This window comes from Ectothiorhodospira shaposhnikovii (assembly GCF_047222355.1).
Classification (GTDB): Bacteria; Pseudomonadota; Gammaproteobacteria; order Ectothiorhodospirales; family Ectothiorhodospiraceae; genus Ectothiorhodospira.
On sequence record NZ_CP178333.1, the window covers coordinates 1,944,178 to 1,962,723 of the forward strand.

Here is an 18,546-nt window from a genome sequence, read left to right on the forward strand (position 1 = left end):
ACAACCGAAACCGATCTCGGCCAGGACTGAAAACCAGAGTCGCCAGACAAAACCCGGGGCCAATCCCTCACTGCCGCCAGCCCGAAATCACCCGGGGGCTACCATCCACAAACCGGGCCCACTCCGGCGTCCGGTGTACCCGCCCCTGATCATCCACGGTCAGGGTGCCCGTCAGACCATGGAGACGCTCCCCGCCTCCCTGTTGCAAAGTGCCCAGCCGCATCCCCAGCCGATAGGCATCATAGCCAAAGGCCCCCATGCGCGGCCATCGCTGCAGGGAGGCATCCAGCGATGTCTCCAGGCCGGCCCGGGGACCGGTCTGGCCAAGCAACCAGGGCATGTCGGCCACCAGCACACCCTCCATATCCCGGTCCACACCCGGATCCATACGCCCGGAGAAGACGTGGGAGGTGGCAAACACCGGCAGATCACCCGCCTGATGGAAACGCAACTGGGGCACGATCAGCCGGGCATGACGGGGTTCGCCGGAGATGAACACCATGTCCACATCCCGACGCCCGCGCCCCTGTCCGTCCTCCATCACACCGGCACGGATCACATCGCCAAAGTCCGTGGCCTGATGGGGAAAGGTCTGCACTGATCGCACTTCCCCGCCCAGGGCTTCAAACCGGGCACGAAAGGCGACCTGCAGCCGCTCGCCCAGATCCGTGCGCGGCACCATCACCACCGCCCGTCGGTGCCCCTGGGCAAAGGCCCGCTGGGCCGCTTCGACCGCTTCATCCTCGGGATTGAGGCCGAAACGGAAAAAATGCGCCGGATACTGCCTGCGTCCTTCCCCATGATTCAGGGCCAGCACCGGCACTGGCAACGCGCCGGGACGAGCAGCCAGCCGGTCCACGGCCTCCCGGGACAAGGGGCCGATGACCAGATCCGCCCCCTCGCGCACGGCTTCCTCGTAATGACGCAGTACATCGCCGGCATCCTCACCCATATCGTGGACACGCAACACGACGGACGAGGCGACGCCGGCGTCCTCGTGGGCCGCCTCAATCCCCTGCAGGATGCCGCGGGCGACACTGCCGTAACGCCCGGTCAGGGGCAGGATGACCGCGATCCGGCGCGGCGGCGAGCCGCTGCCCGCCATGCCCGTCCGCTGTGAAATCGATGTTCCCGCACCGGTGACCGTGCCAGGCAGGGAGCCGGTCGAAGACGGCGCGACCGGCCGTGTGGGCACCAAGGCCACCCGCACTGCAGAGGGCGGCTCGATCCCCCGTGAGCGCAATGCCTCATCCAGACGATTCACCGTATCCGGGCTGGATGCCCGGCTTCTCAGGGCCCGTAATTCAGCGGTATCCAGCCCTTGCAGCCAGTGCATCAGTTGCTGCCGTGCCCATGCCTGCGAAGCGGCATCCTCCGCCAGGGCATGGGCACGATTCCAGGTGGTGATCGCATCCAGATGACGTCCCAACGCCGCCTCGGCCTGGGCACGGATGGCCAAGGACTGCAGCGCCAGGGTCGTGGACAGACGATGGGATTCCAGCGGCAGATGACGCAATGCCTGCAGGGGATCCTGCTGCTCCAGTGCCATCCTGGCCGCCTGGAGCCGGTCATCATCACCGGCCAGCGCGGGCATGAACGCCGTCACCAGCAACAGGCAAAGACCGAGGAGCAAACCATGCAACCCTGGCAGATGGGTGCATCGCCCCGACACAACGCCACTGCGCATCATGACCTGACCCTTCGATGATCGAATTTCCATGGTGAATCCATGAGCGGATATCCCCCTGTGTCGGCTTCCCCCTCATTTTCTTGACCCGGCCATGGATGTTCCGAACCCGTCATTCCCGCGAACGCGGGGATCCCCACATCATCCGTCAGACCCAACACCTCCCCGGCCCCGTCATTCCCGCGAACGCGGGAATCCAGTCACGGTGCCCCCATGGACTCCCGCTTTCGCGGGAGTGACGGCTGATAAATACGGGAGTGACGCCGGGGAATAACGGCCGGAGACAGGGTCGGAATATTCCTAAAGAGTTCCATGCCCCCGGCCGATACGTTCAATGAAGGGGACATTCATCGGATATCCCACGAAGTGCCCGGGTATAGGCTGAGGCATGGCCGCGGCGAGGTCATGTCGGCAGATCGATGGGACACTGCAGGAATAACTAAGGCTGGTTCCATCTCAAGGAGATAAAAATGAAAAAAATGAGTCTGCTGTTGCTCGTGCTCATACTCTCGTTCGTCACTTCCGCCTGCGCACAGCACTACGCACATCCTCCCGTCGTCTACCATGGACACTATGAAGACCGGGTCATTCGGGTCAGCGGCTACGGCGCCGTGACACCCAGCGTCCATCAGACCCAGGCACAACTCAAGCTCAATGCCATGCGCGCCAGCCGCCTGGATGCCTATCGCAATCTGGCCGAAAGTGTCTACGGCATCAACCTGGAAGGCAGCTCCACCGTCAGGGACATGGCGGCACGCCATGACCAGATCCGAACCTATGTCAATGCCAAGGTCACCGGTGCCCGGGTGGTGGATGTCATCCTTGCCGATGACGACATCTACGAGACTGTCCTGGAGCTCACCGTCGGCCGCCAGTTCTACAGTTGTGTCACCCAGCCGCAAACCTGCATGGTGCCGGTGGGCGCGCCGGTCAGAAGCCCGGCTTATGTGGCTCCGGCGGCGCCTTATCACCCTGCCGTCGTACCCAACCAGTGCGGTGCCTGGGGCTGCGCCCCCATCCGCCGGGCCGCCCCGCGCCCCTACTGGCAACACTGCGCCGGATCCTACTGTGATTACGGCCCCGGCGGTTACAATGCACCTTACCATTACTATCCCCGTTGACCGGGAGGTTCGCCGTGAAGGTGCTCTTGCTGCTGGCCCTGCTCTGTCTGCCCGGTGCAGTGCTGGCTGACGTGATCTTTGCCGAGGGCGTGGCGTCCTCGGCCGGAAGATCGATCACCGAAGCCCGGCGGGATGCCCTGGAAGACGCCCTATGGAACGCCTCTGCCCAGCTGGGCATCACGGTGAGGGGACGATCCCAGGTAGGTGAGGCCGCGGTGATCCAGGACGATACCCGCCTGGACACCGCGGCCCGCATTTCACGGTATGACATTGTCGGGGAATGGCAGGAAGGGGACATCTACCATGTCCGCATCCGGGTGGACGCCGCACAGGCCCTGTGCGGTGACCCGGATGCCCGGATGGGCGCCGTCCACTTCCCACTTCTGCAACCCCATCAGCAGCTCACCAGCAGTCTCAACGGCATCGAACCCGGGGTACCCAATGAAATTCTTCACCGCCTTTCCATCCGTACGGGAACACCGCCACGGCGAGCGGAACATCGTCGGCTGCTGGAACCCCTGAACGGACTACCCAATCCCCACGCACCGGAGATCCGCGAACGGGCACGACGCCTGGCCCAGGAGATGGAGGTCAACTACCTGCTGGCCGGGGTGATCATCGACATCGGCTATGAAAACGTCGGCCTCATCCGCAACACCTACCTTCGTCGCAGTGAAGTGGAAATCTACGTGTTTGCCGGTGACACCGGAGAACTGCTCCTGCAGCGCCGAGCGGCCCGTGAAGCCAAGGGCGACGTACTCTACCCCACGCCGGTGGCCTTCGGCAGCCGGCGTTTTTATGAATCACGCTACGGAGAAGCCTTCGACTGGGTGCTGGACCGGCTCAGTCAGGAAATCAGCGGCCTGCTGGCCTGCCCACCGGGAGATCGGGCTTTCGATTGATCATTATGGTGCCCGGAGCCGGACTCGAACCGGCACGGCCAAAGCCGAGGGATTTTAAATTCACATTTTGCCATCATTTGGCAGCATTTCGAGGCATTTAGGCTCCGCATCTCAATAAAATGATTGGCGAGATAGTCGGGTAGTCCAACAATTTGGCATCCAGGGGCATACCTAGTCCGAGGCGCAGACGGTGCGCAGGCGGTTCGCCCCCTGTCCAGCCAACTGCGAGGAGCCCAATCATGTCAAGGTACGCACCTACCAAACTAACAATCCGTTTTGTTGAGAACCTGCCGCACGCCGAGCGCCACCCAACCACCGGGCGCGTCCTGTCGTACTCAGTCCGGGACACCCTCGTCCCTGGGCTGATGGTTGTCGTGAATGCGAACTCCAAGTCGTTCGCAGTCCAGCGCGACCTGTACTCCGAGGAACGTGACACCCAGGGCCGCCGGGTCAAGCTGGGAACCCGCCGCGTTCGCCTGGGCGATGTCAGAGACTTCCTGTCCATCGAAGCCGTCCGGGCGAAGGCCCAGGAGGTCATCAACCAGCTCCGGGCAGGCATCGACCCGAACGCCCAGGGGGTGGCACAAGCCCAGTCAGCGCCAGCGCCCGCCCCGACCTTCACCCTGGGCGACGCCATCGACGCATACGTGGAAGTCTGCCAGCGCAAGGGCAGGCGGCCCAGTACCATCTCGGGCTACCAGAAGCTCACCCAGCGATACCTGCGGGACTGGGTGGGCCGCCCCCTCCGCGAGGTGGGAGACGACCCTCTCGGCGTCGATAGACTCCACCGGGACATCACCCGCGACCACGGCCCAGTGGCGGCGAACCAGACGATGAGGCTAGTCAGGGCGGTGTATCGCAGCGCGGCCCGGAAGATGCGGAACCTTCCGCCCTGCCCGACGGATGCCGTGGATTTCAACGAGGAGCGTCGTCGGACGCTGGTGGTCACGGACTGGGCGAAGTTCTTCGACACGGTGGACGGTCTCAGGAACCCTGTCACCCGCTCCTTCTACTACTTCCTGGCGCTGACAGGCTGCCGCAAGGGTGCGGCAGAAGCGGCCCGCGTGGAGCATGTCAATTGGGAAAAGGGCTTCATCCACATCCCCGACCCCAAGGGCGGCCCCAAGAGGGCGTTCGACCTCCCTCTGGGCAACAGGCTGCTGGCGCTTCTGCGCGCCCAGGTGGAAGATAACCGGGCCGTGTTCGGGCCGAACTACCCCTGGCTCTTCCCCAGCCACTTCTCCAGCAAGGGCCACCTTACCCAGGCGGCGGTGCGTGGGCAGGGTCTCGTGAATCCCCATGCGATAAGGCACTCGTGGGCGTCTTGCGCGACGGCGGCGGGCCTCAACCCCTACGAGATCAAGCTCATCCTAAATCACGTCATCGTGGACGGGGCGACGGGAACCTACCTGCACAGTTCCGCCATGGGCGACGCCCTGCGGCGGGCGGCCCAGCGGGTGGAGGACTACATCTTCGCCCGAGCGGGGCGGAACGTCGTGTCGCTGGAGGCGGCTCGGCGGGCGGGCTAGTAGGAGCCTTCGCCCAGGAGGACGAAGATACCACCCTCGTTCAGGATGGGTTGGTGGTGTTTGCGAAGGTCGCTTAGCGCGTCACGCACTCCGCCAGAGCCGGTCTCGGGACGATCTAGGAGGGAGCAAAGCGCTGGCACGGTAAGCCCCTCGGGGTGCTGGCGTAGAGCTTCTAGAACGGTTCCCAAGGCCTCGGAGCGCGGCTCCTTGGGCACAACACAGGGCAGCGGGTTCCTGGGCTGGTCGAAGGCTTCCAGGCACAGGTTGTCAAGCGGCAGGGGCTGCTGGCCCCAGTCGCGGCGCTTGGTGGCGGCGGCGAGGCGCTTCTGGAGCCCACTCCGGCGGGCGTTCATGCGCTCGCGGAAATCCGGATCTCCCCAGGCAGCTCGGGCGTTCAGCTTGTTCTGCTCAGTGGCTCGCGCCCGGTACGCCGGATCTTCCCAGGCCTGCTGGCTCGCCTCGCGGATGCGTGCCCGGTACTCTGGATCTCCCCAGGCTCGACTCATCGACTCGCTGATGAGCGCCTGGTGGGCTGGGTTTTCCCACAGCTTCCGGCTCGCCTCGCCGTCGTACCCATCCCCGCCGTTCTGGATGTTCTTGCACCCTTCCCCGAACTCCTCCCGTGCCGCTGCAACGGCGCGGGCCTCGGCGTTCGCGTAGTCCTGCCCAGGCTCCACCACCTCCAGCACGAACCAGCGGAAGGCATCGTCCCCGTACTTGGCGCGGGCGTTCTTCACCCAGTTGCCCGATCCACCGTAGCCGCTGGGCAGCTTCCCGACACCCGAGCTTGACCACTGGCGCGGGTCGCCCTTCCGGACTTCGTGCTTCCCGACGTACACGCCCCGGCTGCCCTCGGTGCAGTGGAAGGCGTAGATGACAACGGGGTTCTTTGCCGTCTTGGGCTTGACAGCGGGCGCGGTGCCCAGAGTGGCGATAGGCTTGCGGCTGGTGGTGCGGCTGGCGCGGGCGGCGGGTTCAGTATTCATGACAAGGGTTCCGGGCTTCCATACTCAGCCGGAACTCTCTCGGCCCGTGCCCTGCCGGGCAATCAGTTTGCCGGGCAGGCAGGCAGCAGAGAGTCACAGTTACCGGGGCGGCCCCGGTAGAACAGCGCCAGCCGGTTCCGCCCTGCTGGCGCACCGTGGGGGCGAACCGTGCCCAGGCTCCAGACGCAAAAAGCCCCGGCGCAGGGCCGGGGCGAAGGTGCAGTCGGAGCAACAGGAGTGGAACGATTAGACCGGCAGCATGACCTCGTGGCCGCCACGGCCCAGGTGCGGCAGCCCTTCGGCGTTGCCGGGCTGGCTCACGGGCGGATGGCCCTCAACAGCGAAGGCGGTCGTCGCGCCGATCTCAACAACAGCGAAGTTGTCGAAGGCGTCGATCTCCACACGCTTGCAAAGGGCACGGGCGGCGGCAGGGGCGGAAGCGGCATCGGCAGCGGGAACGACGAGGGCGTTCAGGCCATCGGCGCGGCGCTGGTGCGGTTCAGCGGGGTACAGCAGGAAGGTAGCCATGGTTAGATCTCCTCAGAGGCTTGGATGAAACGAAGGTTGGCGCGGAGGCGGCCCCCGAGCTGGCGGAACACGAACAGGCCGGGTTCTTGGGTGCGATCTACGATGCCAGGGCCGTGTGCGCCCTGCTCGGCGTCGGCCCAGGCGTCGGCGTAGCCCTTCAGCGGCAGATAACCCAGGAAGGGCATCACGCGCTGGGCGTTCGCCCCGGCCAAGGTGCAGCAGGTGCGGGCCGTCTTCACGTCCGGTCGGTCTTTGCCGTGGGCGTGCGCCATCAGGCAGGCGGAAGCCAGTGCGGCGGCGTCGCGGTCGTCGAGGGTGTCGATGATCCGCTGGGCCAGCTCGGCGTCGGTCAGCGATTGGAGATGGGCGCTCATTCGTCACCCCCTTCAGCGCCAGCAGCGGTTTCGCGGTCGCGCAGGGCGCGTTCGATGCGGGCGGTCGGGTTGGCCGTGCCATTCACGACTTCGCCATACAGCGACAGGCCATCAGCCAAGGCGGCCTCGGCTTCCTCGAACTCGACCATCGGCGCGAAGACCTCGTGCTCCTCGGGGAAGATGTCAAGGACGGCAGCCGGATGGAACGGGCGCTTGTCGGTCGGCATGCCCGAGACCACAGCGATGACAGCGGCGGCCAGTTCGGCATCGCCAAGGGAGGCGGCACGCTCGGCGGCGTTCTTCAGGGCCACCGGGCCAGCACTGGCGAGGTTCTGCATGTAGGTAGCGCGGCGCGGGCTGCCCAGGGTCGCAGCGTCGAGCGCGGAGAACGGGTTGTCATAGACGCCTTTGCCCAGCTCCAGCACACCGCGAGCGGTCGCCAGATCCTTTGCCAGGCGCTCGGCTGTCTCCTTCGCGGCGGCCCGCTGGGCTGCGACCAGGGTGTCGGCCTTGCGCTTGGCGAAGGTCTGGCGCTCCTGGGCGGTCATAGTGATTTTGGAGACTTCCTCCATCGCACGCTTTTGGGCAATTTCGCGGGCGTCGGTCAGCGACTTGCGCAGGCTCTGGAGGTTGGCGGCGTGGCTGCGAAGAATAGAGCGGAGCTCTTGGACATTGGCCCGAGACGGGATTTTCTTCAGATTCAACTTGGACATGATTCTCACCTTTGAGAAATCGGAGCCGAACCATTTCGGCTTCCGTGATGAGAATCATTCCTTTTTGTTGCCGCCTCGGCTCTCAGTTTTTAGCGGGTGGCCCAGGTGGTCACTGCTAACGTCCAGTTACCCCAGGCGGCCCCGCCGGATGGGCGCTCCAGGCTGCTGGACGGTTCGCCCCGGCGCATCGCGCACTGCCCTGGGCACAGGGATGGGCAGTCGGGTGGTGCCTCGGGCCTTCTCCCCATAGGCTGCCTCCCAGCGGTCGAGCCCTTCCTCGTCCTGCCGGTAGTCCGGCATCAGGAAGCCGAACGGGGTTCGCCGGGGCGGCACCCCGGCTTCTTCCTCGAAGCTGACAAGCCCCTCCACCTGGGCCAGGAAGTCGCCAATCATGCTTCCGCCTCCAGCAGCCCAGCGGGCTCCGGCTCTACCTCCAGCAGGTCGCCCCGTGCCAGCGCAATCTCGGTGAGCAAGCCCAGAAGCTGCTGGCGCTTGCCTTCGTCGAGCAGCAGCACGTCCTCGGGCTTGAGCGTCAGCGCGTGCCCGCCGTACAGCTCCTGGGTGACGTTCAGGTTCGCGCTCAGTTCGACGGCCCGGCGCTCGATGTACTTCTGCGGGAGGAGCGCCTTGGCCCGCAGCTCCAGCAGGCGGTCGCTGTACTTCGTCACCGTCCCGACCAGCTCGCCCTTCTGATAGACCGGCTCGTCGTAGCCTTCCACGGCGCGGCGGTGAATCTCCAGCTCGACGCTGCCGGTTGCCTGCTCGATGGCGTCATCCCACGCGGCGGCGAACTCGGGATCGTTTTTCCGCAGGATGTAGAACGACGGGGCGCACGTCCCCTTGGCGTGTGGGCTGGCTGCCCGAGCGGCGGCACTCACGATCCCATGGCGGCGTAGCTCCGACAGGAAGACCTCCTTCCGTTCTTCCGTCAGTGCGGCTTGGGGTACGCCTTCGCCCCGTTTTCGGCCCACAGGTGCGCCGGGGCGTGCCCCGCCTCCAGTCTTCGGCTTGATACTCATCTCAGTGTCCCTCTCCAAACTGGGCCACCGCACGCAGGCGGATGGCCTCATCATCAACGGATAACGCGCTCGTGAAGAGCTGGCGCTGTCGTGCCCAGGAGCCCCGCTTGTCTGTCAGGAACCGTCGCGCCGTTCGGACGAGGTGCTCGGGCGTGAAGCCTCCGCTTCCCTTCGCGTATTTCACCGTTTCGGGCGTCGCGTTTGCGTCGTTCCATGCCTGGAGAAGGACGGCGGCGGCGAGCTGGCGCTCGGGGCTGTCGCGGGCTTCGTCCTCGTCCTGCTCGATTCGGTACAGGTCGATTCCTCTCTGGGCTGGTGCGCGGGCGGTCAATGTCATGCGGATTCCCTGGTGCTTGCGTTCTCAAGGGAAATGATCTCGGCCCGGCAGCGGCGGCGATATCAGTTTTGGCGGGCGATGAGCGGCCCAGGAAGGCGCTGTACGGTGCGCTCCACGGTCGGCAGCCACAGGCCCAGGGTGGCGGGCTGGTCTCGCTGGCGGGGCGTGGTAACTCGAACTTACCGGGGCGTTCCGCTGCACCTCCTAGGCGGGCCTAGGGGCGGCGGCGCGGCCCAGGCAGGCCAGCGGCTGGGCGAGGTGCTGGCGGGCGCTCTCGGCGCTGCGAGAGCGGCCCAGGAGGTGGGAACGTGCGGGCGGGGTGGTGCCCGTGCGCGGGCGCGATGTGTCAGCTGAGATGGATATGTCAGGAGTAGCGCCCTGCTGCCCAGGCGGAACGCGGGAACGCAGGCGGGAACGCCATCAGCCGGGCCAGCGTTCCAGTCCAAACCCGTGCAGATACAGGCTCCTAGCTCCTCGGAACTAACGGAACGAAGGAATTAAGTAAGAGGTAGAGAGAAGCAGAGCACTACACCACAGCAGTGTGGTGTGGGCACCTGGGCAGTAGAGGTAGCCCCTATATACGCACGTTCTTCGACCCGTTCGTTCCGGGCCTAGAACCCGCGTCTCTACAGGCTTCCAGTCCGGAACCGGGCGCGGAACGGGGCGCGGAACGCCCAGCAGTGGCGCACAAAAACGGGGGCCGAAGCCCCCGCATGGTTAGAACGGTTGTGTCGAAACAGGTGGTGGTGGTTCGTCCTTAGCCCATAGATACAGCCGTCGTTTCTTGCCCTGCCAACGCACGGAGCCCTGCGACGGCTTCCATCCGGCTTCTTCCATCGCACGGCGCACGTCAGAGGCAAGCTGGCCGCGACGGCGTTCCACCGGAATGCCCATGGACTGATACACCGCATCCGTGCTGATGGCTGCCGTGCCCTCGTAGAAGCCTTCGGGGTGCAGCCCTTCGGCGATCTCCAGGAAACCATCCTCCACGGTGCGGCGGGCCTCCTGGGCCTGCTTGGCCCCTTCCAGCACCTCGCCTGTCAGGAACAACTGGAAGTCGCCGCTGCGGTAGCGGGCCAGCGCCTCGGCCAGAAGCTGGTCGCGGTCGGCCTGAAGCCCAGGCAGGTCGATCTCGCCAACCTCCACCGGCCAGAAGCGGCGGTTGCCCGTCTCATCGTGCAGGAAGCGCCCGCTGTTGGTGGTACCCGCCAGGACGAAGCGACGCTTTACCGACATGACCGTCCGCGCATAGGCAGGACGGCCCCGGTCTTCTCGCCGGGTGATCTCGTGCTTCAGCGTCTCCACGTCCTTCCGGCGCATCCCGGCCAGTTCGGCACACTCCACCATCCACGCACCTTCCGTTGCCTCCAGAACTTCGCGGGTGTCCTGGGCATCGAGGAAGTTCGCATCGCTGAAGAACTCCCCGGCGAGGATGTTGAGCGCGGACGACTTCCCACGCCCCTGGGCACCCACGAGCACCAGCATGTGGTCGAACTTGGTGCCCGGCTCGAAGGCGCGGGCCATCGCTGCCACGAGCCAAGTAGCGCCAGCGGCCCGGATGTAGGGCGAATCCTCTGCGCCCAGATAGCGAACGAGCCAGGAGTCCAGCCTGTGCACTCCGTCCCAAGCGGGCAGGCCGTGCAGATGATCCCGGAGCGGGTCGAAGCTGCCCAAGGCGCATAGCTCCAGCACCGCGTCGCGGACGTACTCCTTGCCCGGATCGAAGCCGAAGCGGCAGCGAATTTCGCGCCGAATCAGCACCTCGGCCATGTCGGAGAACTCACCGGAGAGCTCCTGCATCTGGTGGTGGCCGACCATGTTCCGGCGACGGAACAGGTCATAACTGCACTCCAGACCGATCAGCCTCAGGGCAGTGATGGTGTTGTGCAGGCTCTTCAGCGGCTCGCCTGCCTTGTTGGTCGGGTTCCAGCCCACGTCCTGGCCAACGGCCTCATGGGCTTTGTCGATCTGGCGACGTGCGTACTTCTCTGGGCTCTTGTGTTCGACCACCGATTCGGCAATGCCGAACGACTCGTCGGTGAGCACCGAGAAAATCACCTCGTCGGGCACCCCCTGGCGCACCAGCCCACAAGCGGCGGCGAACAGCGCCTCGGAACGGCTCGGGTACTTGGTCGGGTTGTCGGGATCGTGGCCCTGAACGATCAGCACCTTCAGCCAGCCCGGCACGTTCCACTTGTCGAGGGCATCCACCGACTCCAAGCGTTCCACATCGCCCAGCGTGACGGCGGCGAGAGCCGCGCCAGAGGAGCGCACGGTGGCGGGCGCGGCGGTACCCTGGGCCGGAGCCTGCTGGAAGCTCTCCAGGCCATAGACGCGCTCGGGGTGCAGCTCCACGAGGGTGGCCGGGGCAGCGGTGCGGCCCTTGGCCCGCTTCTTGGCGTCCGGGTTGTTGATGGTGCCCGGCAGGCGCAGGATGCGATCCACGTTGTGGCAGTTGTCAGCCTCGCCGAACACGCCCTGAATCCAGCGGGTGTAACGTTCGGCCTCTGCCGCTTGGGCCTCGGAGCCGTCCAAGAGGATCGGCTCGCGCAGCGCCCACAGCGCCTGAGCACCAGCGCCGGAGCTGATGATTGCGGTGGGCGGCGGCAGCTCCTTCGGCAGGTTGTGCGTCAGGCGGCCGATGATGCGCTGGCGCTCCTCGCCCACGTCCTCTCCTGCACGCGGGTCGATATCCACGTGCAGGAAGCGCACGGCGGTAACGTCCGACTTGGCGGCCTTCTTCTCCAGCCCGTCGCGGGTGGGGTTCAGGTGGTAATAAACGTTCTGCGAAGACAGGCCCGCCAGCCACTGGGCGAGGTCGGCCTCTTGCCCAGGCGCGAACAGCTTGGGCCGGAACCCGTTCCGTTCGGGGTGCTTGGCGACCAGCAGCCACGGGCCTTCCGGGCGGAGCCACTGCAAGAAACTGACAGCGGCGGCGGTGTCGATGATTGCCGGGGCAGCCTGGACCACCGAGAATTCAGCTTGAGTATGGCTTCCTTCTCGCTTTGCTCCGAAAGCCCCGTCTTCTGTCGCCCCGGAAGCGGGGCTTTCACCTTTTCGAGTGTCCAGAAAATCGCTCACAGGCCACCCCCTTTGTTTTCAAAGCGGGGCTGCGCCAGGACGAAGTCGTCCAGCTCGCGAATGTCGTACAGGACAACGCTGCCGAACTTGCGGTACGGCGGGCCTTTTTTCAGCTCGCGCAGTCGGGCGAGGTGCGGCACGGAAACGCCCAGGTACTCGGCAGCTTCACGGGCGCGGAGCCACCGCTTCGGGACGTTGAAGGAAATTTCTTCGGCGAGGTTGCCGTCTTGGGCAGGGATGTTGGACATGAGAGTCTCCGAATCTGATGTCGCCAAGATCCGGAGCCGCCCCGAGACAATGCCGGGCGAAGCATGAGAACCCACTCGGCGGGAACGGGTTCGGCTGTTAGCTGCGGACTGCCACCGCTACTGGTCGGCCCTCCGTAGGCCGTCCTGGTTCGTCCTGTCGATTCAGGCACGCTCTCGCTAACGACCCCAATTATCTGGCATCTACGCTCCCAGCCGCAACAGGACAACCGTTCCTCCTGACACCGGCCAGAGCCATTCCTGAGATGTCATGAGAAAGGCACGCGGTCGGTCTCGCGGTGCGTGCCCTGCCCAGGGAGCGCCAGCGGCCCGCCAGACCATGCCAGAGTGGTAACGCGGCGTTACTGCTCCTCGCCCGGCAGAGCGAAGGTGCCCCGGCCCACACAGGCGATGGTGTAGCCGCTCCGGCGAGCGGTATCTATGAGGCTCCGGGCCTTCTTCTCGTTCTCCAGACCGAGTGCCTGGGTGATCTCGGCGACGGTCTTGGGGCCGCCCGCCAGAGCGGCGAGGAGTTCATCGACGCGAGCCCGCAGGCCAGCTGGCTTGGCGGCTGCCGGAGCCTCCTCGGCTGTGCTAGGCGCGGCGGCGTGCTCCTGCACGCTCTCGGCCTGCTCCGGCGCAACCTCGGCGGGCTCCTCCTGGGCAGCCTCCACGGCTTCCGGCTCCTGGGCCTGGGCCTGGGCAGCTTCCACCTTGTCAGCGATAACGGCCCACAACTGCTGCATCCCCTTGGCACGCTTGGCGAACTGCTTCGTGTTCTTTCCGGTGGCCTCGTTGTAGGCGGCAAGGATCTCAGCGGTGGAAAGCTGGTTGAGGTCTTCGAAGCAGGTGATGGTGGTGTCAGCGATAGCGAGGGTCATGGCGATTCTCCTTTTCTGAAAGACCGGGCGTCCGGTCGGTAAGGAGAATCCTGTCCAGCTCGCTGAAGTCCGACAACAGCTAGGTTCTAAAAGCGGATGCGGGGTGCCCAGTGGCTGCCGCTGGGCGTGTCAGTACTCGCCTGGGCGGAGGAGGCGGAAGACGCCACCCTCGTTCAGAATGGGCTGCCGCCCCTGATCGCGTAGCCCATTCAGCGCCGCACGGACTCGGGCTTCTGACAGTCCCAAGGTCTCCTCCAACTGGTCAGCCGTGAGACCTCCAGGGTGCCTCCGGAGCGCCTCCAGAACCTCCAGTCTCATACCTCGTGTCGGCTCCCTAGGCTTCTCCGGCTGTCGCGGATTCAGCTCCTCTTCCTCGAAGTGGAGTAGCACGAGGTTGTCGAGCGGATGGGGGGCGCTCCCCGGCATCTCGCCGCCTGCGGGCAGCCTCCAGGCGTTTCTGAAGAGAGGGGCGATGCAGGGCAGCACGCGTCTCTGGGTCTGCCCAGAGACGCCTCAGCAGGTCGGAAGGGCTCTCGCCTCTGCTCATCGTTACTGGCTCCTAGCCTGGACGGTTCGCGGGACGGTGCGCGAGGTGCTGGTGCCCGGAGCGGGAATCGAACCCGCACGCCTTTCGGCTCCGGATTTTAAGTCCGGTATGTCTACCAGTTTCATCATCCGGGCTTGTAAAACAACAGGTTACAGCCTTTTGTTACTCGTTCTCAACACACCCCGAAGCCTGCTGCGAGATGTCTACCTAGTGCGGAATCAGTAGGGACTCAGTAATTTTAAATCCCTTGCGTCTACCAATTTCGCCATCCGGGCAGGACAGGGCGAGAGTGCGAGGCACCGGATTATACCCGAAACCGGCACTGGAAGAATCCGTCCGAAACGCTAAGATGCGGGACTGACCTTTTTCATCGACGCCGCCCGTGTTTCCGACCCTCACATCCGTCTCCACCCTGCTCCTGGGCATGGGCATCCTGCTCTGCGGCTCCGGCATGCTGGGCACCCTGCTGGGCCTGAGCGCCGCCCAGGAAGGCCTGCCGAGCTGGCTGATCGGCCTGGTCATGTCCGGCTTCTTCATGGGCTTCATCATCGGCTCGTTCCTCTGCCCCCGCCTGATCCGACGGGTGGGACACATCCGTGCCTTCGCCGCCCTGGCCGCCGTGTCGGCCATCGCCGCCCTGCTCCACGGTCTGATCTTCGATCCCTGGGTGTGGTGGGTGTTGCGCATCTTCAACGGCATCTCGGTGGTGGGGCTTTACATGGTCATCGAAAGCTGGCTCAACGAACGGGCACGACAGAACCGGGGCCAGATCTTCGCCTTCTACATGACGGTCTGCCTGGTGATGCTGGGCGTGGGACAGTTCCTGGTACTGATCTACGGACCGGGGCATCTGGCCAGCTATGCCCTGGTGGCCATTCTGTTCTCCCTGGGGCTGATCCCCATCGCCCTGACGCCGGCCTTGCAGCCCACGCCCATCAAGGCCCAGGCCCTGCCGCTGAAGACCCTCTATGGCAGGACGCCGGTGGGCGTGGTCGGAGCGCTGGTGGCGGGGATCGCCTCGGGCGGGTTCTGGGGGTTCGGCGCCATCTATGCCCAGCAGTCCGGCATCGAACCCCTGGGGGTGGCCGCCTTCGTCAGCGCCGTGATCCTGGGCGGCGCCCTGCTGCAATGGCCCATCGGCTTTTTCTCCGACCATCGGGACCGGCGCTGGGTGCTGGTCTTTGCCTGTGCCGGCGCGGCCCTGGCGGCCCTGGCCATCTTCATGACCGTGGATCAGTCACTGCTGGTGCTACTGGTGGCGGCCCTGTTCTACGGTGGGTTTGCCTTCAGCCTCTACGCCCTGGCGGTGGCCCATACCCATGACCGACTGGATGTCACCCAGGTGCTGGAAGGCACCCAGGGGCTGCTGTTGCTCAACGGCATCGGCGCCACCCTGGGGCCGTTGCTGGCCGGGATTGCGGTGAGTGTTGCATCCATCAGCGTGCTGCCCCTGCTGTTCGGGAGCATCATCCTGCTGCTGTCCCTGTTCGCGCTATGGCGAATCCTGCGGGAACCCCCGGTCGCCCCCGAGGAGAAGGCCGGCTTCGTGCCGGTCACCCGCACCTCGGCGGTGGCGGCCGAGCTGGACCCGCGCACCGAACTGCAACCGGAGCTGGACCTGGAACACAAGCCGTAGGAACCCGGCTCCGTTCGCATATCACCCGGTGACCACCGACCGACCGCGGGTGCGCAGGCCGATCAGGGCGGCATGCCGGATACTCTGGAGCAAGGCCTGACGGCCGGTGCCGGTGCAGGGGATCCAGGGCCGGGGCGGGTCATTGAGGGCCTCGCGCAGGACCCGGCCCAGGGTGGTCCGCATCATGGTCATCAGGACCACCGCGTCGGCCTCCGCCGCCTGACGCTTGAGGTGATTGACGTCACGCCCCCAGTTGGAAGACCAGCCGGTATGACGAAACTCCACCCGGACCCCCGGCCACTGGTCGGTGATTTCCCGGATCAGGTCATCACTGTACCGGGCCTGGATCTCGTTACCACCCACGAACAAGACGGTCAGCTCGGCCCCGCCCTCCAGTTGCTCCAGCAGTTCGCTGTCCTCGTCGTGTTCCGCCTCGGCACCGGGTAAAACCAGATCTTCATACTGGGCCGGGGCCGCGCCGCACTCGCGGAATAGCGCCAGGGTCTGAGCGGCCTCCAAGGGCCGGGCATCGCGCAGGGCAAAGAACAGGGCCCTGAGTTGGGCAAAGGCTTCCGGATCACGGCCCAACCGGCGATACAGGCGGAACCGGGCGCGCAGGATATCCGTCTCCGACCAGGCCGGATCCAGCCGGGCCGGCGCCTCCAGCAGATCGAGCATGGGTTCGCAGAACCGGGAATCCTCATGGGCCAGGTGCTCCAGCCCGTCCAGCCCCTCCTGAGCCGTCTCCAGTCGCCCCGCCGACAGGGCCGCCGACACCAGCAGTGACAGACGTTCCCAGCGGGCCTGCAGCGGCTGATCAGCGCCATCCCGGCACAGGATCTGCAGATCGTCCAACAGCCGGGATGAGCGGGCAAACCATTCCGGCCGGTGGATCAGCGGCAGGACGGCCTGTCCGTGCCGACACCACAGGGATTCGGCAATCTCTCCCGCCAGGGCCGGATCCACCAGATCCGCGCATTCCAGCAGACGCTGCATCCCCCACTCCGGCCACGGGGCCGCGGACGGGTCCCGCGCCAGCAGCATCCGCCAGGTCTCCATGGCCGCCTGGGCCGAGGCGGCATCCAGCCGGGCCATCATGAGCACGGCCTGCATGAAACGGCAGCGATCCACCAACAACGGACGCTCCGGGTCCTGGGCATCGGTTTCCGTCATCATCCCGATCAGGGCGGCATTCACATGCATCAGGGCCTGCTCCCGGGCCTCGTCACCGCTGTCGGTCTCCATCCAGCGCAGAAAATCCCGCACCCCCAGGGCATAGTGAGCCCCCAGGGCCGCCGACCCGAATCGTTCCACCGCCTCGGTGAAATACCGCTCTCCCTGTCGGAGCTGGGCCAGGATCGCGCGCACCCGATCCAGGCCCGGCGGCAACACCAGTTCGGCCAGGGAACGAAAGCCCCCCAGCACCAGCCCCATGTCCGCATGCAACCGGGGCGACATCAGACGCCCTTCGGCGATCAGCCCGGCAAAGGCCTCCTTCGCCGCGGAGAAATTGCCCTGCAACTGCAGGGCCTGGCCCAGACGGCGCCCCACCCCGGCCTCAAGAGCGGCCCGCTCGGTGATGTCCAATGCCACATGGGGCAGGCCCTCCCGCAGTTCCACCAGCAACACGTTGGCAATGGCTGCATCGCCTCGGTGGATGGCATCGGTGGCGGACTGGAGGATCAGCGTGGCGGTCGCCGGGGTCAGATGCCGGCGCTGGCCACGCAACAGTCGGGTGGCCTCGTTCTGGAATCCGTGGGTGAGTAAATAGGGGTGTACCTCGGTGAGCATGCCGGCCCCGGCCCCGCCGGGGGTGGACGAAGCGGCCCGGAAGATGGCGGCATACCGGTGCAGGGCATCCCTGACCGAGGCATGATTCTGCTGCCGCACGTAGCCGCTGAGCAGTCCCGCCAGATACCACTGGCGTCGTTCGTCATTCATCTCGGGGCGTCCCATGTCGGGACGTCGCCCGGGCAACAGGGCGTCGAGAAAACCCAGGTGAAAATAGCTGCGCTTGCGACTGGTATCCAGGGCATGTACCGATTCCACCAGATCCACCAATTCGTCGGGCTTGAGGGCCCGGTCTTCCTCGGCCAGAGTGGCGATGATCTGTTCCATCACCACCCGGTCCAGCTGGGTGAACTCCTCGGAAACATCCAGTACCGCCCGCTCGTTGGCCTCCTCCACCACGATCGACTGCTCTTTCTGTCGGGCCGCTTCCGCCGCCGCCATGGCCTGGTCCAGGGCCGGCAGCACCGGGTCCAGAAACCGCCACAGATCCGGGTCCATCAGCTTGAGCACATGGAAATAGACACCCACCTCCATGGCCCCGAACTCCTCCACCAGGGCGTCCTTGGCCTTGACCATGTCGGCGGGGGGATGGATCTTGTCGTCCCCGCCCACCACGAAGCCCCGTTCATCATGGGGGACACCGCACAGATCCAGGAATCGGCACATGATGGCCGACTTGTAGTCGGCGAAGTACCCCAGGAACAGCAGGGTCCATTCCCGCGCTCCCAGGACCACCGGCACATGGGGCAGCAGAACATCGGCCAGCTGATGGTTGTTCATGCGCTTGAGGGTTTCAACGCGAAACCCCTTGCGGCGCGCCAGGGTCTTGAGGGTGGCGTCGCATACCAGCTCAAGCCGGGAGGCCGGCTCCCGCAGACGTTCCAGAAAGGAGATCACCGCCCGGTGTCGATCCAGGGGCAGCAGCCGATTCCAGACCGCCTTCCAGTCGTTGAGTCCCGCCTGCGGCATCGGTGCCGCCACGCCCCGGGCCATGGTCACCCTCCCCTTGCCGGTCCGCCGACCGGCGTCCGGACAATTCGGGAAGAAAGGCCCACAAGGGCCTGAAGCATAAGCAGATGTGCTGAAGGGTATCTGGGCATACCCCGATCATAGATGGGTCCCGGTGGCTCAACAATGGCCACGGGGCTGAATTTCACCCGGGGACGGGC

At 65.6% G+C, this 18,546-nt stretch carries 17 protein-coding genes and 1 tRNA gene; 4 read left to right on the forward strand and 14 right to left on the reverse strand.

Features of this window, described 5'->3' with window-relative positions:
• Positions 1 to 67: 67 nt before the first annotated feature.
• Positions 68 to 1,720: a penicillin-binding protein activator gene (locus tag ACLF6L_RS08880; RefSeq protein WP_412851467.1), complete on the reverse strand. Its 1,653-nt coding sequence runs from the start codon at positions 1,718 to 1,720 to the stop codon at positions 68 to 70.
• A gap of 437 nt (positions 1,721 to 2,157) precedes the next feature.
• On the opposite strand from ACLF6L_RS08880, the gene ACLF6L_RS08885 reads away from it, so the two are divergent.
• From ACLF6L_RS08885 to ACLF6L_RS08895, 3 genes are all read left to right on the forward strand, one after another.
• Positions 2,158 to 2,808: an LPP20 family lipoprotein gene (locus ACLF6L_RS08885; RefSeq protein ID WP_238618086.1), complete on the forward strand. Its 651-nt coding sequence runs from the start codon at positions 2,158 to 2,160 to the stop codon at positions 2,806 to 2,808.
• Positions 2,809 to 2,822: 14 nt separating this feature from the next.
• Positions 2,823 to 3,710 carry a flagella assembly protein FlgT middle domain-containing protein gene (locus ACLF6L_RS08890; protein WP_412851468.1) on the forward strand — a complete coding sequence of 296 codons (888 nt, stop codon included), beginning with the start codon at positions 2,823 to 2,825 and terminating at the stop codon, positions 3,708 to 3,710.
• A 239-nt stretch (positions 3,711 to 3,949) separates the two neighbouring features.
• Positions 3,950 to 5,239, forward strand: a complete 1,290-nt coding sequence (locus ACLF6L_RS08895) for a tyrosine-type recombinase/integrase (RefSeq protein WP_412851469.1) — start codon at positions 3,950 to 3,952, stop codon at positions 5,237 to 5,239.
• Here ACLF6L_RS08895 and ACLF6L_RS08900 read toward each other — a convergent pair.
• From ACLF6L_RS08900 to ACLF6L_RS08955, 12 genes are all read right to left on the reverse strand, one after another.
• Positions 5,236 to 6,225 carry a hypothetical protein gene (locus tag ACLF6L_RS08900; RefSeq protein WP_412851470.1) on the reverse strand — a complete coding sequence of 330 codons (990 nt, stop codon included), beginning with the start codon at positions 6,223 to 6,225 and terminating at the stop codon, positions 5,236 to 5,238. The genes ACLF6L_RS08895 and ACLF6L_RS08900 overlap by 4 nt on opposite strands.
• A 246-nt stretch (positions 6,226 to 6,471) precedes the next feature.
• The gene (locus ACLF6L_RS08905) at positions 6,472 to 6,753 is read right to left on the reverse strand and encodes a hypothetical protein (protein WP_412851471.1); all 282 of its coding nucleotides are present in this window, start codon (positions 6,751 to 6,753) and stop codon (positions 6,472 to 6,474) included.
• A 2-nt stretch (positions 6,754 to 6,755) separates the two neighbouring features.
• Entirely contained in the window at positions 6,756 to 7,127 is a 372-nt protein-coding gene (locus ACLF6L_RS08910; protein WP_100882670.1) for a hypothetical protein, read from the reverse strand.
• The gene (locus ACLF6L_RS08915) at positions 7,124 to 7,840 is read right to left on the reverse strand and encodes a hypothetical protein (protein WP_412851472.1); all 717 of its coding nucleotides are present in this window, start codon (positions 7,838 to 7,840) and stop codon (positions 7,124 to 7,126) included. The genes ACLF6L_RS08910 and ACLF6L_RS08915 overlap by 4 nt, the downstream gene beginning before the upstream one ends.
• A 126-nt stretch (positions 7,841 to 7,966) precedes the next feature.
• Complete coding sequence (locus ACLF6L_RS08920; protein WP_080050632.1) at positions 7,967 to 8,233, reverse strand: hypothetical protein; 267 nt, start codon at positions 8,231 to 8,233, stop codon at positions 7,967 to 7,969.
• Positions 8,230 to 8,859 (reverse strand): hypothetical protein, encoded by a 630-nt coding sequence (locus tag ACLF6L_RS08925; protein WP_196187145.1) that lies wholly within the window; start codon positions 8,857 to 8,859, stop codon positions 8,230 to 8,232. The genes ACLF6L_RS08920 and ACLF6L_RS08925 overlap by 4 nt, the downstream gene beginning before the upstream one ends.
• A gap of 1 nt (position 8,860) precedes the next feature.
• Positions 8,861 to 9,196, reverse strand: coding sequence for a hypothetical protein (locus tag ACLF6L_RS08930; protein WP_412851473.1), 336 nt, complete (start codon positions 9,194 to 9,196; stop codon positions 8,861 to 8,863).
• A 717-nt stretch (positions 9,197 to 9,913) separates the two neighbouring features.
• Entirely contained in the window at positions 9,914 to 12,277 is a 2,364-nt protein-coding gene (locus ACLF6L_RS08935) for a VapE domain-containing protein (RefSeq protein ID WP_412851474.1), read from the reverse strand.
• On the reverse strand, positions 12,274 to 12,525 hold the full coding sequence (locus ACLF6L_RS08940) for a helix-turn-helix transcriptional regulator (RefSeq protein WP_412851475.1): 252 nt from the start codon (positions 12,523 to 12,525) through the stop codon (positions 12,274 to 12,276). The genes ACLF6L_RS08935 and ACLF6L_RS08940 overlap by 4 nt, the downstream gene beginning before the upstream one ends.
• Positions 12,526 to 12,884: 359 nt before the next feature.
• On the reverse strand, positions 12,885 to 13,403 hold the full coding sequence (locus ACLF6L_RS08945; RefSeq protein ID WP_412851476.1) for a hypothetical protein: 519 nt from the start codon (positions 13,401 to 13,403) through the stop codon (positions 12,885 to 12,887).
• 129 nt (positions 13,404 to 13,532) lie between these two features.
• Entirely contained in the window at positions 13,533 to 13,829 is a 297-nt protein-coding gene (locus ACLF6L_RS08950) for a MarR family transcriptional regulator (protein WP_412852772.1), read from the reverse strand.
• Between the two features lie 170 nt (positions 13,830 to 13,999).
• Positions 14,000 to 14,084, reverse strand: a tRNA-Leu gene (locus tag ACLF6L_RS08955).
• A 248-nt stretch (positions 14,085 to 14,332) separates the two neighbouring features.
• Here ACLF6L_RS08955 and ACLF6L_RS08960 point away from each other — a divergent pair.
• On the forward strand, positions 14,333 to 15,586 hold the full coding sequence (locus tag ACLF6L_RS08960) for an MFS transporter (protein WP_412851477.1): 1,254 nt from the start codon (positions 14,333 to 14,335) through the stop codon (positions 15,584 to 15,586).
• 21 nt (positions 15,587 to 15,607) lie between these two features.
• On the opposite strand, the gene ACLF6L_RS08965 is transcribed toward ACLF6L_RS08960, so the two are convergent.
• Positions 15,608 to 18,370, reverse strand: coding sequence for a hypothetical protein (locus ACLF6L_RS08965; protein ID WP_412851478.1), 2,763 nt, complete (start codon positions 18,368 to 18,370; stop codon positions 15,608 to 15,610).
• Positions 18,371 to 18,546 lie beyond the last annotated feature (176 nt).

Coding starts and splice junctions, on each gene's coding strand:
- ACLF6L_RS08895 (WP_412851469.1), top strand. CDS start 3,950: ATGTCAAGGTACGCACCTACCAAACTAACAATCCGTTTTGTTGAGAAC.
- ACLF6L_RS08950 (WP_412852772.1), bottom strand. CDS start 13,829: ATGCCGGGGAGCGCCCCCCATCCGCTCGACAACCTCGTGCTACTCCAC.
- ACLF6L_RS08885 (WP_238618086.1), top strand. CDS start 2,158: ATGAAAAAAATGAGTCTGCTGTTGCTCGTGCTCATACTCTCGTTCGTC.
- ACLF6L_RS08905 (WP_412851471.1), bottom strand. CDS start 6,753: ATGGCTACCTTCCTGCTGTACCCCGCTGAACCGCACCAGCGCCGCGCC.
- ACLF6L_RS08945 (WP_412851476.1), bottom strand. CDS start 13,403: ATGACCCTCGCTATCGCTGACACCACCATCACCTGCTTCGAAGACCTC.
- ACLF6L_RS08920 (WP_080050632.1), bottom strand. CDS start 8,233: ATGATTGGCGACTTCCTGGCCCAGGTGGAGGGGCTTGTCAGCTTCGAG.
- ACLF6L_RS08880 (WP_412851467.1), bottom strand. CDS start 1,720: ATGGAAATTCGATCATCGAAGGGTCAGGTCATGATGCGCAGTGGCGTT.
- ACLF6L_RS08940 (WP_412851475.1), bottom strand. CDS start 12,525: ATGTCCAACATCCCTGCCCAAGACGGCAACCTCGCCGAAGAAATTTCC.
- ACLF6L_RS08925 (WP_196187145.1), bottom strand. CDS start 8,859: ATGAGTATCAAGCCGAAGACTGGAGGCGGGGCACGCCCCGGCGCACCT.
- ACLF6L_RS08915 (WP_412851472.1), bottom strand. CDS start 7,840: ATGTCCAAGTTGAATCTGAAGAAAATCCCGTCTCGGGCCAATGTCCAA.
- ACLF6L_RS08900 (WP_412851470.1), bottom strand. CDS start 6,225: ATGAATACTGAACCCGCCGCCCGCGCCAGCCGCACCACCAGCCGCAAG.
- ACLF6L_RS08965 (WP_412851478.1), bottom strand. CDS start 18,370: ATGGCCCGGGGCGTGGCGGCACCGATGCCGCAGGCGGGACTCAACGAC.
- ACLF6L_RS08930 (WP_412851473.1), bottom strand. CDS start 9,196: ATGACATTGACCGCCCGCGCACCAGCCCAGAGAGGAATCGACCTGTAC.
- ACLF6L_RS08910 (WP_100882670.1), bottom strand. CDS start 7,127: ATGAGCGCCCATCTCCAATCGCTGACCGACGCCGAGCTGGCCCAGCGG.